The 14,417-nt window shown below is 55.1% G+C and carries 11 protein-coding genes and 2 pseudogenes; 2 read left to right on the forward strand and 11 right to left on the reverse strand.

The window, feature by feature from the left end:
- Window positions 1-91: 91 nt before the first annotated feature.
- Window positions 92-1,141 (forward strand): NAD(P)-dependent alcohol dehydrogenase, encoded by a 1,050-nt coding sequence (locus HB675_RS23100; protein WP_213881488.1) that lies wholly within the window; start codon window positions 92-94, stop codon window positions 1,139-1,141.
- A 34-nt stretch (window positions 1,142-1,175) separates the two neighbouring features.
- On the opposite strand, the gene HB675_RS23105 is transcribed toward HB675_RS23100, so the two are convergent.
- Window positions 1,176-2,015: a DMT family transporter gene (locus tag HB675_RS23105; protein WP_213881476.1), complete on the reverse strand. Its 840-nt coding sequence runs from the start codon at window positions 2,013-2,015 to the stop codon at window positions 1,176-1,178.
- Between the two features lie 194 nt (window positions 2,016-2,209).
- Here HB675_RS23105 and glgX point away from each other — a divergent pair, with 194 nt between their 5' ends.
- Entirely contained in the window at window positions 2,210-4,396 is a 2,187-nt protein-coding gene (glgX, locus tag HB675_RS23110) for a glycogen debranching protein GlgX (protein WP_213881477.1), read from the forward strand.
- A 118-nt stretch (window positions 4,397-4,514) separates the two neighbouring features.
- Here glgX and HB675_RS23115 read toward each other — a convergent pair whose 3' ends face one another.
- From HB675_RS23115 to HB675_RS23165, 10 genes and pseudogenes are all read right to left on the reverse strand, one after another.
- Window positions 4,515-5,774: an IS256 family transposase gene (locus HB675_RS23115; RefSeq protein WP_213881478.1), complete on the reverse strand. Its 1,260-nt coding sequence runs from the start codon at window positions 5,772-5,774 to the stop codon at window positions 4,515-4,517.
- A gap of 120 nt (window positions 5,775-5,894) precedes the next feature.
- Complete coding sequence (locus HB675_RS23120) at window positions 5,895-6,212, reverse strand: hypothetical protein (protein ID WP_213881479.1); 318 nt, start codon at window positions 6,210-6,212, stop codon at window positions 5,895-5,897.
- A gap of 10 nt (window positions 6,213-6,222) precedes the next feature.
- Complete coding sequence (locus tag HB675_RS23125; protein WP_213881480.1) at window positions 6,223-6,486, reverse strand: hypothetical protein; 264 nt, start codon at window positions 6,484-6,486, stop codon at window positions 6,223-6,225.
- A gap of 64 nt (window positions 6,487-6,550) precedes the next feature.
- Window positions 6,551-8,424, reverse strand: a pseudogene (locus tag HB675_RS23130) (RHS repeat-associated core domain-containing protein); the annotation flags it as partial.
- A 188-nt stretch (window positions 8,425-8,612) separates the two neighbouring features.
- Window positions 8,613-9,080 carry a hypothetical protein gene (locus HB675_RS23140; protein WP_213881482.1) on the reverse strand — a complete coding sequence of 156 codons (468 nt, stop codon included), beginning with the start codon at window positions 9,078-9,080 and terminating at the stop codon, window positions 8,613-8,615.
- Between the two features lie 406 nt (window positions 9,081-9,486).
- A protein-coding gene (locus HB675_RS23145; RefSeq protein WP_256737659.1) for an IS5 family transposase occupies window positions 9,487-10,466 on the reverse strand; the annotation gives its coding sequence in 2 pieces (ribosomal slippage) (window positions 9,487-9,584 and window positions 9,584-10,466; 981 coding nt in all).
- Between the two features lie 170 nt (window positions 10,467-10,636).
- A complete protein-coding gene (locus tag HB675_RS23150) occupies window positions 10,637-11,164 on the reverse strand; it encodes a DUF4303 domain-containing protein (protein ID WP_213881483.1) in 528 nt (175 codons plus the stop codon).
- Window positions 11,165-11,178: 14 nt separating this feature from the next.
- Window positions 11,179-12,012, reverse strand: a pseudogene (locus tag HB675_RS23155) (RHS repeat-associated core domain-containing protein); the annotation flags it as partial.
- A gap of 157 nt (window positions 12,013-12,169) precedes the next feature.
- Complete coding sequence (locus HB675_RS23160; protein WP_213881485.1) at window positions 12,170-12,643, reverse strand: hypothetical protein; 474 nt, start codon at window positions 12,641-12,643, stop codon at window positions 12,170-12,172.
- A partial coding sequence (locus tag HB675_RS23165) for an RHS repeat-associated core domain-containing protein (RefSeq protein ID WP_213881486.1) occupies window positions 12,637-14,417 on the reverse strand: 1,781 nt, incomplete at its 5' end. The genes HB675_RS23160 and HB675_RS23165, both read right to left, overlap by 7 nt.

Consider the following 14,417-nt stretch of genomic DNA (forward strand, 5'->3'; position numbering starts at 1 on the left):
ATCGGGCATGACAGCCGGAGGAATGTTCATGGCCGCCAATCGCCCCCTGGCGGACAATGGCCCTTCGATTTTTTCTGCTTGCGAGGTCTGCATGTACACCGCCATTGGCTACGCCGCACAATCCGCCACCGCCCCACTGGCCCCGATGACCTTCGAGCGCCGCAGCCCGCGGCCCGACGACGTGGCCATCGAGATCCTTTACTGCGGCGTGTGCCACTCCGATATTCACCAGGCACGCAACGAATGGGGCATTGCCGTGTACCCGCTGATGCCGGGTCACGAGATCGTCGGCAAGGTCACCGCCGTAGGCAGCAACGTCACTCGCTACAAGGCCGGCGACGTCGTGGGTGTCGGCTGCATGGTGGATTCCTGCCGTCAGTGCTCGGCCTGTCAGGCGGACCTGGAACAGTACTGCCTGGCAGGCCCGACCATGACCTACGCCACCCCGGACCGGGTCGATGGCAGCAACACCATGGGCGGCTACTCCAACAGCATCGTGGTCAGCGAGCACTTCGTGGTGCGCATTCCCGCCGGTCTGGACCTGGCTTCGGCAGCGCCGATTCTCTGTGCCGGCATTACCACCTACTCGCCGCTCAAGCACTATGGCGTGAAAGCCGGTGACAAGGTCGGCGTACTCGGCATGGGCGGCCTGGGTCACATGGGCATCAAGTTCGCCAAGGCCATGGGCGCCGAAGTGACCCTCTTCACCCGCTCGGCCAGCAAGGCCGAAGAAGCCCGCCGCCAGGGTGCCGACCACGTGATCGTGTCCACCGACGCCGCGCAGATGGCCGCCGCTGCCGGGCGCTTCGATTTCCTGCTGGACACCATCCCGGTGCAGCACGACCTCAACCCCTACCTGGACACCCTGGCGTTCGATGGCGTGCATATCCTCGTCGGCCTGATCGAGCCGGTGGACCCGCCGGTGCACGCCGCCCACCTGGTCATGAAACGCCGCGTACTGGCCGGCTCCTTGATCGGCGGCATCGCAGAAACTCAGGAAGTCCTGGATTTCTGCGCCGAGCACGGGATCAGCTGCGACATCGAGATGCTGGATATCCAGAACATCAACGAAGCGTTCACACGGATGATTGCCGGTGATGTGAAGTATCGGTTCGTGATTGACATGAACAGCCTGAAGTAACGCTTGGCCGGGGGCCTTTCGCGGCCCCTGGCGTCTACAAGCCCAGCAGCACCGCCCCCACCGCCACCACCAGGCAAGCGGCCCAACGCCCGGCGCTCACCGCCTCCCCCAGAAACACCCGCCCGATCAACACCGCAAACACCACGCTGGTCTCGCGCAGCGCCGAGACCGCGCCCATGGCGCCGGTTTGCAAGGCCCAGATCACGATCCCGTAGGCGGCGATGGACACTAGGCCGCCGACCATCGAGGTGATCAGCGCTTTTGGCGCCGTGCGCACCGGCCGCCACAGTGCCCACCACCCTCGCCGCAGGATGAACAGCAACGGCATGCTCGCGTAGGACACGAACATCCACGCCGTATAGCCCTCGGCGTGACCGCCAGACACCCTGACCCCCGCCCCGTCGATCACGGTATACAACGCAATGGTCGCACCGGTGACCAACGCCGCCAGCGCCCCGCCACGGGACAGGTGCCGGCCCTGCACGGCCAGGGCGAGGATACCGGCACTGATCAGCAGCACACCGACCCCATGCAAGGGCCCCACCGCCTCACCGGCGAACAGCGCCGCGCCCAGAGTCACCAGCAGCGGTGAAGAACCCCGCGCAATCGGATAGGCCTGGGCCAGATCAGTGGTGCGATAGGCGCGCACCAGGCTGACGTTGTAGACGATGTGCACCAGCCCGGAGCTGATGATGTAGGGCCAGGCCGCCGCTGCAGGCAACGGCAAGACGAGGATGACCACCGTCGACACGGCGACGATGGCCAGGCTCATCCAGGCCATGGATAGAAATCGGTCGGTGTTGCCGTGCAGCAGGGCGTTCCAACTGGCATGAAGTACGGCGGCGAGCATCACCAGGGCGCTGGTGGTCCACATAGGTCCCTCTTTTTCAGTTTTATGGGGGGAAGGCAATTTACGTCATTTCGACCAGGCGGCGTCACCCACGGCGCGCGCCACTGTAAATTTTCTGAACTGTCACGCGCCCACCCCCTCTATTAACTGCGCGGCGTTCGTCCGGCGCTCGCGGCCTCTTGCCGCGATTGGCACCTCTTATCGCGAGTTTTTGACCTATGACCTCAACGAAGCCCGACGCCGGGACCTCGAACGCTCCCGAGTTCCAGAACCAGACCCAATCGCGTGTGCAGGAAGGCCAACCCTACCCCTTGGGCGCAACCTGGGATGGCTCGGGGGTGAATTTCGCGATCTTCTCGGCCCACGCCACCAAGGTCGAGCTGTGCCTGTTCGATGCCGAGGGCAAGGAAGAAATCGAACGCATCGAACTGCCGGAATTTTCCAACGAGATCTGGCACGGCTACCTGCCCGATGCGCGCCCCGGCACTCTGTATGGTTATCGGGTCCATGGCCCCTACGAGCCGCAGAACGGCCATCGCTTCAACCACAACAAGCTGTTGATCGACCCCTATGCCAAGCAGATCGTCGGCGAGCTGAAGTGGGATGACGCCTTGTTCGGCTACATCATCGGCCACGAGGACGCCGACCTGTCCTTCGACGAGCGCGACAGCGCGCCCTTCATGCCGCGCTGCCGGGTCATCGACCCTGCGTTCACCTGGGGTGCCACACCCAAGCCGAATGTGCCATGGGACAGCACCGTGTTCTATGAAACCCACGTGCGCGGTTTCACCAAGCAGCACCCCAGTGTGCCGGAAGCGGTGCGCGGTACCTTCGCCGCTTTTCACGAAAGCGACGTGGTCGAGTACATCAAATCCCTGGGCGTGACCTCGGTCGAGTTGATGCCGATCCATTACTTCCTTGATGACAATCACCTGCTGGAAAAGGGCCTGCGCAACTACTGGGGTTACAACACTCTGGCCTTCTTCGCCCCCCACGACCGCTACATGGCCGGGCCGTCCATCGGTGAATTCAAGGTCATGGTCTCGCGCCTGCACAAGGCCGGCCTGGAGGTCATCCTCGATGTGGTCTACAACCACACCGCCGAAGGCAACGAGATGGGCCCGACCCTCTCGCTCAAGGGCATCGACAACGCCAACTACTACCGCCTGATGCCCGACGATGCCCGTTACTACATCAACGACACCGGCACCGGCAACACCCTGAACATGAGCCACCCCTGCGTGCTGCAGATGGTCACCGACTCGCTGCGCTACTGGAGCACCGAGATGGGCGTGGACGGTTTCCGTTTCGACCTGGCCACCATCCTCGGCCGCGAGCCCCACGGCTTTGACGAAGGCGGCGGCTTTCTCGACGCCTGCCGCCAGGACCCGACCCTCAACCAGGTCAAGCTCATCGCCGAGCCGTGGGACTGCGGCCCGGGTGGCTACCAAGTGGGCAACTTCCCGCCGGGCTGGATGGAATGGAACGACAAGTTCCGCGACATCTCCCGGGCCTTCTGGAAAGGCGACGATGACTTTCTCGGCGACTTCGCCAAGATATTCCTGGCCTCGGGTGATCAGTTCAACCAGCGCGGGCGCAAACCGTCGTCTTCGGTCAACTTCATCACCGCCCACGACGGCTTCACCCTCAACGATCTGGTGTCGTACAACGACAAGCACAACGAAGCCAATGGCGAAGACAACCGCGACGGCCACTCGGACAACCGCTCGTGGAACTGCGGCGTCGAAGGCGAGACCGACGACCCGGAAATCATCGAGCTGCGCTACCGACAGATGCGCAATCTGCTGGCCACCCTGTTCCTTGCCCAAGGCACACCGATGCTGCTGGCCGGTGACGAATTCGCCCGCACCCAGGGCGGCAGCAACAACGCCTATTGCCAAGACAGCGAGATCGGCTGGGTCAACTGGGACATCAGCGACAAGAGCGCTGAGCTCCAGGAGTTCACCCGGTACCTGATCGCCTTGCGCAAACGCTACCCGCTGCTGCGGCGCGGGCGTTTTTTCACCGGCATGTACAACGAGCAGCTGGACATCAAGGACGTCAGCTGGATTCAGCCCAACGGCCAGGAAATGGGCCAGGAACAATGGGACGACGGCGGCAACCGCTGCATGGGCATCCTGCTGGACGGCCGCGCGCAGCCCAGCGGTATCCGCCGCGCCGGGGGCGAGAACTCGCTGCTGGTGATCGTCAACGCGCACTTCGATGTGGTGGATTTCGTCCTGCCGGAAGTGCCCCAGGGGCAGAACTGGAAGCTGCAACTGGACACCAATCAACCCGAGCTGGAGCCGGGCGACGCCTTCCAGTTCGGCGACAGCTATCAGGTCACCGGGCGCTCGGTGTTGTTGTTCGAGTTGGCCGTGATGAAAAAGAAAAAACGCGGTTGATCCGTTGTTCCCGAGCACGCTCGGTCCTGCACAGGTTGCGTAGGACCGAGCTTGCTGGGACTGTCAGATTTTTTGTGTGCGGGCCGATAATGGCCTGTCGTCAGGCAGGCCCTGATGTTCACCAGGTCGGCCTGATGAACCGATCCCCGTACAGAATCGCAAATTGATTCATCGCATTTTTCCAGTCATGGGCTGCAGAACCCCAGGTCGCCGTGATGTTTCGTAGCCCCAGCCAGATCAGTTTGGTGGCTGCGTCGTCGTTCGGGAAGTGGCCGCGGGTCTTGATGATCTTGCGTAACTGAGCATTGATGCTCTCGATCGCGTTGGTGGTATAGATCACCTTCCGGATGGCGGGCGGGAAAACAAAGAATGGAATCACTCGATCCCAAGCGCGTCTCCAGGCGGCCACGACCGTTGGGTACTGCTTGCCCCAGGGCCCGTTTTCAAATTCATCCAATGCCTGCTCCGCTGCTTGTGCGTTGATGGCCTGGTAAATCGGCTTCAGCGCCTTGGCTAGTGCTCGCCGCTTGTCCCAAGCCGCGTAGTCCAGGCTGTTGCGGATCAAATGTACAATGCATGTCTGCAGTGTTGTTTCTGGAAACACCGCGCTGAGGGCCTCTGGCATGCCCTTGAGGCCATCGGTCACAGCAATCAGCACGTCCTCGACGCCACGCGTCTTGAGGTCGTTGAACACCTTCATCCAAAACTTCGCACCCTCGGTATTTTCGATCCAAATGCCCAAGATATCGCGCGTTCCGTCGGGTAAAACGCCCAACGCCAGGTAAATGGCCTTGTTGCGCACCAGGCCTTCCTCGCGGATTTTGACCCGCAGGGCATCAAAGAAAATAACGGGGTACATCGGTTCCAACGGGCGCTGTTGCCACGCGCCAATTTCTTCCATGACCTCGTCGGTCACAGAGCTGATGAAATCGGGCGAGACGTCCGTACCGTACTGCTCAGAAAGAAACGCACGGATCTCTCTGACCGTCATGCCACGGGCATACATGGCAATGATCTTGTCGTCGAAACCGGTATACCGGCGCTCATGCTTGGGAATCAGAATCGGTGAGAAACTGCCGTCGCGGTCGCGCGGAATATCCAGGCGTATCGGGCCATCGCCAGTGAGCACCGTCTTGGCGCTCTTGCCGTTGCGCTGGTTGGTTTCATCCTCCGGACGCTGCGCGCCCGACGGATGACCCAAGTGGTAGCCAAGCTCGGCATTTAGGGCTCGCTCGATCAGCGCCTTCTTGAAGGCCGCAGAAGCCTCTTCGATGGCCTCAGCGGTCATCAGCGTTTCAGGGAGTTGATCCAGCAGTTCCTTTGGAAGCTTCGGCAGCTCCCGCACCGGTTGACGCTCAGATTTCTTTTTGGTTGGCATACATGCACCTCTTGCTCATGTTAGGCCCGAACACAAAATTTCTGACACCCCCCACCACCCACCGCTGGTGGTAATCAGATCCTGCGCCGTATATCTCCCACGACTGATAAAGAATAAAACTCAAACCATCTTCGCCAATCCTTTCTCTAACCTACTCATATTTTTTGGATCCCCCCCTTTATCTAGAAAGGCAAACCACGCGGGTATAACCTTCTTGAAAAGCTCCACACACTTAGGGTCCGCGCCCGATTTTTTTAATACAAACTGAGTATTTAGTGCGCCCGATATTTCGAACGGATTATCCAGAATCAATTCATTATCTTTTAAAAACCGCATCAAAACATCAAGCTTTATAAGCATGCGCTCCTGATATTCTGAGCTTTTATTCCTACTCATAAGCATAGGCACACTGCAAAGGGTAAACTCTATTTCTTCCATCTTATCAACCTCACCGAGCTCTAACTACTGCGGAAACATCAGAAACTTGCAAACGCTGTTTAGTTTTTGGGTCTCGAACAAATAACCCTCCTGCTTCACGAATGCGTTCTTCTTTGAGCAGCTGCCCAGTTTTATCTGCGGTAAGACTCGTTATTTCTTTTGCAAAACCAGTACCGTCTGTTTGCTTGATTACAAAATCTATTCGTCGTCCCTCACCCGTCAAAGGATCTTTAACAATTCTACCTCCAGAGTTCCTCAAATATCGCTCACTCAATACATTCTCTGGGCTATATCGCCTACTGAATATTGCCTTGGCATGTGCTTCCCGAGTAGTGCCATCCCCAGGGGTCTATCCAAGCAGTGGGGTTAGAGACATAACTATATAGATTATCTCCCCCGCTTAGCCCAATCGGATCCTGCGTCGTATAGCAACCTGTTCCCGGATCATAATACCGAAACGTATTGTAATGCAGCCTCGTCTCACCATCATGGTACTGCCCTTGGAACCGAAGGTTCTGCGCTACCTCGTCCACAGCCAGCGACTGCACCCCAAGACCGATACGTCGCCTGCCAAACGATCCTACCCTCAGCATCCGTCATCCCCAACGGCGTGCCAATCTGGTCATTATGGAAGTAGTAACGCTTCTGCCCCTGCCCCTCCGTATCGTCTAGCCGAGCCAGCGGCGCCTAGCTATTGGGCTCGTACAAATACAAGATCCGAGCCGCAGGCGTCTGCTCTTGAAGCATCCGCAACCCCTGCCACAGAAAAGCCTTTTCCTCGACCTGCGTGCTCCCCTTCTCCTGCGCCCTTTTCTTGATCCGCCGCCCCAGCGAGTCGTACTGATACCACCCCTCACTCACCAGATGCCCCAGCTCCCACGTCTGCGCATGAACCAGCCGGTTCTCTGCGTCGTATTCAAACTTCTGCTGATTGACCAGGTTCGTCCCCGACCATTTCGTCGCGAGGTTGCCCCACGGATCGTAATCAAACTGCATCCCGCTCAGCGTCTTAAGCCGATTGTCCCGCACCTGATCAAACTGGCTCGTGCCATGGTTCAAACGGTTGGCCGCCGCGTCGTACCGGAACTCTTCGCCTTCCAGGAAATTACCCGTCTCACGCCCGTGCAACTGCCCGTTTTTCTCGTACTCGTACTTGAATTCGCCTCTCAACGAGTCAAGGGTCTTGATCAGTTCTCCGGCCGAGTCGTAGCGATACTGGCGCTCCACCACAGACCGGGGATCCTTGAACAACACCTGCTTGACGTCATCCCGAGTCATCGACAGCTTTTCACCGGGGACCGTCGTCGCGTACTGCCATTGCTTGCGGCCCATGGCGTCATAGCCAAAGCAACTGGTGAGCTTGCCTTGAGTGCGATAGACCTCTCGATGCAAGTCATCGCGCTCGAAGTCGCTGATGACCTGACCGTCGATATTCAGTTGGTGCAGGTGGCCGCTGCCGTAGTACAAATGGTTGACCTGGCGGCCATCTGGCAATGTCAGTGTCGTCAGGTTATGCAGAGGGTCATATTCATATCCGAGATCTCCTTGTGCGGTGGCCTCTTTCACCAAGCGGCCCAGCAGGTCGTACTCGTACTTCAGGGCTTCAGCACTGACGCCGATGCGCTTGCCTACCTGAGTAGGTACACGCTCAATCTTCATCAGTCGATCCGCACTGTCGTACTCGTACTTCAACTGTGCGTCGCTGTTTTCCTTGGTAACCAATCGACCGATTTTGTCCCGCTCAAACTCGGTGTGGCGCTCAGGCCGCTCGCCCTGTTCGCCATACCCGATTTCATCCAGCCGGGTCAGGTGCCCGCCAAGGTTGTAGGTAAAGCGTCGGGTCAGGTTATCGACCCGGATTTCCTCGATCAGCCGGTCGGAGTCGTCGTAGGCAAACTTGTAGGGCACCACATTTTCATTGACCAACGCCGTCAAGCGCAGCGCCTTGTCGTATTCGTAGCCCAGCCGGTTACCTTGGGCATCACGCCGCCCCACTGGCATGCCGCGCTCGTTGCGGCGCAGTTGGACGGTCTGCCCCTGCCATCGGTGTGTGTGAGGACTTGGCCCACGGCATTGTAGGTAAAGGTTTCCTGCGTGCCGTCGGGCTGTTTGATGCGAAGCACTTCGCCGGCAGGCTTGCGCTCAAGCTCAGGCTCAGGCTCAGGCTCAGGCTCAGGGTAGCATTCCGCTTGAATCGATAATACGTTTCTCGATGCTTAGTTCAATATAGGATTCTCCGCGCTTTGCGTGAGGGGGAAGTATTGCACTCAGTTGTTTCTCCCATCACGCATCCACTGCCTCATATTTCAAAGGTGTTAGGAATCAAAGTTTTGAGGAGTCCTGAACGCCAGTATTACCCCCCACCAGCTCAGCAGGGGTTCAATTTGACAAACAAAACTTTCATTTATCAACAACTAATGAAAAAGCCAACCGTAATTGCTTGGCAAATTTTTTTGCTCCTGGGATTCGTATTAATTGTAGATATTTCTCAAGTCCGGCCGGATTATGGATAAGAAAATACAACTCAACTAAATATAAATTCAGGAAATTTTTGTAGTATGGAAGTACAGCGATCAACTGGTCAGGCCCTTCCTCTTGGTCCCTTCCCTCCTGCTCATCCTCACTGCCCGCGATCACATTTAATTTGGCCGACACGTAACCACATACAAAACTATAATCACTGCCAATTTCCGAAAGCTCGGCTATCGAGATATCAGAGAAATTTATCTCATTCACATCATGCGTCAACACTATATGTGGAACGGCATCATGATTTACTTTTAGCGACAGCTCTTTGCTAACAAACGCCACCAGCCGCTCATAAACCTCACTATCTATCCAATTGACAACCTCTTCTAGACTCACCATACATCTAATCCTTTAATAATTTTTGATAAGTTGTAACCTGTATGCCTAAACGGATCAACCAGCTCGTGCTCCCAAGGGGTTAGTGCATCTAAATTACCTGAGGAGTGTACTCCATCCCCCCCTAATCGCTGGGGTATATCTCGATGATGAAGCTCCATTTTTACATCCTTCACTTCTGGCAGCCTAGTTTTTCGATTAATTACTTCAACTGTCATTTGAGGAGCATTGCCTTTTGCCATAAGCTCCATGTTCGCAGATGAATATTGCTGAGTAGGGGCCTTAGGGATACTCCGATCAACTTGCCGCGCAGCGAGGGTAGGCCGTAATTCACCAGGCAATCAGCGCTATTCTCTGAAAACGGCATAACGCAATGTGCGGCAGAGCCTTTTCCGCTCGGTTTCCCGTGTTAAGCGCGCAACTCACCCAAACCCATCAGTCGTTTTCGAGCCATCCACAGGTTCGACAGGGCGAACAGCGTGGTCAGTTGGGCCGTGTTTTTCATCAGCCCCGAAAGCGTACTTTCACGTAACCAAACTGGCGCTTGATGACCCGAAACGGGTGCTCAACCTTGGCACGTGTCTGCGCTTTGCAGTACTCGATCTTGCGCTTGGCTTTGTACAAAAGACTGCGTTTGTTCAGCTTGGAATACGTGCTGCGCCGGGCGGCGACTTGCCAGATCACGTCACGATTTTCGTGCTCTTCCCGCTTCTCGACACCGGTGTAACCTGCGTCCGCATAGACCGCGTTTTCGTCCCCGTGGAGCAGTTCGGCGACTTGGGTGACATCGGCCACATTGGCCGCAGTGCCATGGACGTGATGAACCAGTCCAGACTCAACGTCAGCGCCGATGTGGGCCTTCATACCGAAGAAATACTGGTTACCCTTCTTGGTCTGATGCATCTCGGGATCGCGTTCGCCGTCTTTGTTTTTGGTCGAGCTTGGGGCATGAATAATGGTCGCGTCGACGATGGTGCCCTGGCGCAGTGACAGGCCTTTTTCCTGCAAATAACCGTTGATGACCGCGAGGATGGCAGGCGCCAATTGATGCTTCTCCAGCAAGTGCCGGAAGTTCATGATCGTGGTGTCTTCAGGGATCGGCGCGCTCAGTGTCAGATGCGCGAACTGACGCATGGGCGTGATTTCGTAGAGCGCTTCTTCCATGGCCGGATCGCTGAGGGAGAACCAGTTCTGCAGCAGGTGAATGCGCAGCATGGTTTCCAGTGGGTAAGGTTTTCGACCGCCACCAGCCTTGGGGTAGAACGGCTCGATCAGGCCGAGCAGACCTGCCCAGGGCACGACCTGATCCATCTCGGCAAGGAAGCGTTCGCGGCGGGTTTGCTTGCGCTTGCCGGCGCTCTCGAAGTCGGAAAAGCTCATCTGGCTCATGGGAGGCTCGGATCAGGTGGTCAGGCGATTTTCGCATACCCGGGACTTGTTCGGAGAATCCCTAGCTGAGCGCCACCCATATTGAGTTAGGTGGGGTTCATGTAGCGCTTACGACCCACTGGCACCAGTCGTGAGATGCAACCCACCATTGACAATAATTTTACTCACTTCTAACGCTTCAAAAAATCTTCACCAGCAGCACGATCGTTCAATATCAGAGCACTGTTATTTTCAAGCTCTTCAGATCTATCGTCATCAGTAATCGCAACAAAAAGAGTAGGGGATTTTAGATCCGAACCCACTTTAAAAACCCCATCATTTTTTAATCGAAGAAGAGCTGACTGCATGGATCCATGAAGACACCGTTCAAAATCTCCGAAATCATCCCGATCAATCGAGCTTCTTAGTTCTTCACAAACTGACTGAAGAAGCTCGGCTCCCCACCCTTCATAGGCCCACTCCGACACCGCCCATTTAAAATAAGCAATAGTCTCATCAGTCAGATCCTCTTCTGCTTGCTGCGCAAGGCTTCGATCGAGGGCCTGAACCGTGTTACCTGCTAACACTACTGTCATAGCACCGCTATCAGTATAGAGTGCAAAGGCGTAAAATCTTTCATCAAAGTATTGTTTTTGCATAGCCAAAAAACCATCTTTCGCAGCAGCAACTATTTTATTTTCAAAACTAGACCAATCCATAAAAACCTCCAGAATTAATGACCGCCAAATACTTCAGCGCCAATTTTTTGCAACTCACCTTTCATACTCTCTACCGCATCACTAAACGGCAGATCCTTGCTCATTATCAATTTATCAGCAGCCTCTAACTTACTAGCTACAGCTTGCGCATTAGATATACTATGCCCCCTATTCTCTGCCCACATCATAGCGGCAGGATCATAAGCAGGATCAATTTTGTACTTATCCAACACCGCACGACTTTTATCAAGGGCTTTCTGCATTAACGGCAGCTTTGTAAACTTTCCTTTGAATACAATGTGATGCGCATGCGGTCTGGTCATCGTAGCGGGAGCTACCGTCCCCGTTTTGCGAGAGAAATATGCACCCCAGTCTTTTTCGGCGCATAAACCCCAAGGATCTATCCAACCGATAGGGCTTTTAGCATACTCGTAAAGATTGAAGCTCCCAAGAATACCTTTTGGATCTTGTGCAATAAAGCGACCCGTAGATGGATCATAATACCTAAACGTATTGTAATGCAGCCTCGTCTCACCATCATGGTACTGCCCTTGGAACCGTAGGTTCTGCGCTACTTCGCCCACAGCCAGCGACTGCACCTCCCCCCAAGACCGATACGTCGCCTGCCAAACGATCCTACCCTCAGCATCCGTCATCTCCAACGGCGTGCCAATCTGGTCATTATGGAAGTAGTAACGCTTCTGCCCCTGCCCCTCCGTATCGTCTAGCCGAGCCAGCGGCGCGTAGCTATTGGGCTCGTACAAATACAAGATCCGAGCCGCAGGCGTCTGCTCCTGAAGCATCCGCAACCCCTGCCACAAGAAAGCCTTTCCTCGATCAGGTTGCCCTTGTTGTCGTATTGGCCTTTCTAGGTGCTGCCGTCCGGAAAGTTGACTTGTTTGACCTGCGTCGTGAAGTGCTGGTAGCGAATCGTTCGGCCAAAGGTTCGATCTCTCCGAGTCCGTGAATATCCACGGGACCCAAAATTTTTAAAAAGCACTCATATCAATTACCTAAAAAACTAAGCACTTGGCGCGCATAAATTTTAGCCTTTGGAATCCTAGATAATTTAATATAATCCTGAAGCGCGGACAAACCTTCTGTCGCAAGCATGTACTCAATTATATTTGTCAGCAAAAAACCTCGCGTATAATTCCCCACAGACACCTCAACATCTCGATCGTCCTCACTGGGCTCTTGACCGGCAGGATACTCTTGCTGTACGGCCACATCATTTAAAGCATAATATTTATTGATTGAATATTTTTTTATATTTCCCGAATCAACATTTATAATGTTCAATACTTGCTCAACTGAAAGCCCAGACCTCTCAAGCTTAGCTGTATCTAGCTTAATAAATATATCCTCATAGCCCGAATCAACTTTAATACTCAAAACACCTACTAAGTCTAATAGAAGCGTTTTGTACGGTTGAGAACAAACTATCTCTTCAACTGAGCTAAATTTTTGGCTTACCACACATCTACTCCTCTAATAACTCTCACCAAGTCAGACCCCACATGTCTGAAAGAATCCACTGCCTCATGCTCCCAAGGCGTTAGCGATAGAAGATTGGAGGAAGCATGAACGCCAGCGCCACCTATCCGTTGAGGAATAGCATCATGGTGAAGTTCCAACGAAACATCCTTAATCGATTTAATATCTGTGATACGCGACACCACCTCTACTTTCATCTTGGGTGCCTTCCCGTCACTCATCCGCGCCATGTTTGCAGGCGAATATGTTTGACTTGGCACCTTGGCTTCAGCTTTCCAATAGTTTTTACGAGCAGTACTCCAGCATTCCCACCCCCAAGGATCAATCCAAGCCGTAGGATTTGGAACATATCGATATAAATTATTACCGCCCTCAAGGCCAATTGGATCTTGAGTGGTAAACCTGCCGGTGAGTGAATCGTAATATCGGAAAGTATTGTAGTACAGCTCCGTCTCGATATCAAAGTACTGCCCTTGGAACCGTAGGTTCTGCTCAACCTCGCCTACAGCCAGCGACTGCACCTCCCCCCAAGACCGATACGTCGCCTGCCACACGATCCGACCCTCAGCATCCGTCATCTCCAACGGCGTGCCGATCTGGTCGTTATGAAAGTAGTAACGCTTCTGTTCCTGCCCCTCCGTATCGTCTATCCGTGCCAACGGCACATAACTATTGGGTTCGTACAAATACAAGACCTGGGCGGTGGGCGTCTGCTCCTGCAGCATCCGCAACCCCTGCCACAAAAACACTTTCTCCTTTTGCTCTGCACTCCCCTGCTCCTGCGCTTTCTTCTTGGTCCTCCTTCCCAGCGAGTCGTACTGATACCACCCCTCACTCACCAGGTGCCCCTGCCCCCACGTCTGCGCATGGACCAGCCGATTTTCGGCGTCGTATTCAAATCGCTGCTGATTGACCAGGTGGTTCCCTGACGATTTCGTGATCAGATTGCCCCACGGGTCGTAGTCAAACTCTACGCCACTGAGCTTCTTCAGGCGGTTTTCCCGCACCTGATCAAACTGGCTGGTGCCATGATTCAACCGGTTGGCTGCTGCGTCGTAGCGAAACTCTTCACTGTCGAGGAAATTGCCTGTGTCACGACTATGGAGTTGCCCATTCTTCTCGTACGCGTACGTGAACTCACCTCGCAGTAAATCCATCGTCTTGATCAGCTCACCTGCCGGGTCGTAGCTGTAGCGTCTCTTAACCACCGCGCGTGGGTCGATGTACAGGTATTCCCTGACCTCATCAGGAATCATCGAAAACTTCTCGCTGGGCACCGTCGTCGCGTAATGCCACTGCTTGCGCCCCATGGCGTCATAACCAAAACAGCTAGTGAGATTGCCCTGAGTCCGATACACCTCGCGGTGCAAATCATCGCGCTCGAAGTCGCTGATGACCTGGCCGTCGATATTCAGTTGGTGCAAGTGGCCGCTGCCGTAATACAGATGATTGACCTTGCGACCATCCGGCAGCGTCAATGTCGTCAGGTTATGCAGAGGGTCATATTCGTATCCGAGACAGCCCTGTGTGGTGGCCTCTTTTACCAGGCGGCCGAGAATGTCGTACTCGTAGTTCAACGTTTCTTCGGATACCCCAATCCGCTTGCCAATCCACGTCGGCGTGCGATGGATCTTGAGCAGGCGATCTGCGATGTCGTATTCGTAATCCTGCCGAGCATCACTGTTCTCTTTGGCAACCAGCCGGCCCACTGCATCTCGCTCGAACTCGGTAAACCGCTCAGGCGTTTCGCCCTGCT

This window comes from Pseudomonas sp. dw_358 (assembly GCF_018449655.1).
In the GTDB taxonomy this organism is placed as follows: Bacteria; Pseudomonadota; Gammaproteobacteria; order Pseudomonadales; family Pseudomonadaceae; genus Aquipseudomonas.

Excerpts from the sequence above, each read along its gene's own strand:
- HB675_RS23120 (WP_213881479.1), bottom strand. The coding sequence starts at position 6,212 with ATGGAAGAAATAGAGTTTACCCTTTGCAGTGTGCCTATGCTTATGAGT.
- glgX (WP_213881477.1), top strand. The coding sequence starts at position 2,210 with ATGACCTCAACGAAGCCCGACGCCGGGACCTCGAACGCTCCCGAGTTC.
- HB675_RS23115 (WP_213881478.1), bottom strand. The coding sequence starts at position 5,774 with ATGCCAACCAAAAAGAAATCTGAGCGTCAACCGGTGCGGGAGCTGCCG.
- HB675_RS23150 (WP_213881483.1), bottom strand. The coding sequence starts at position 11,164 with ATGGATTGGTCTAGTTTTGAAAATAAAATAGTTGCTGCTGCGAAAGAT.
- HB675_RS23105 (WP_213881476.1), bottom strand. The coding sequence starts at position 2,015 with ATGTGGACCACCAGCGCCCTGGTGATGCTCGCCGCCGTACTTCATGCC.
- HB675_RS23100 (WP_213881488.1), top strand. The coding sequence starts at position 92 with ATGTACACCGCCATTGGCTACGCCGCACAATCCGCCACCGCCCCACTG.
- HB675_RS23140 (WP_213881482.1), bottom strand. The coding sequence starts at position 9,080 with ATGGTGAGTCTAGAAGAGGTTGTCAATTGGATAGATAGTGAGGTTTAT.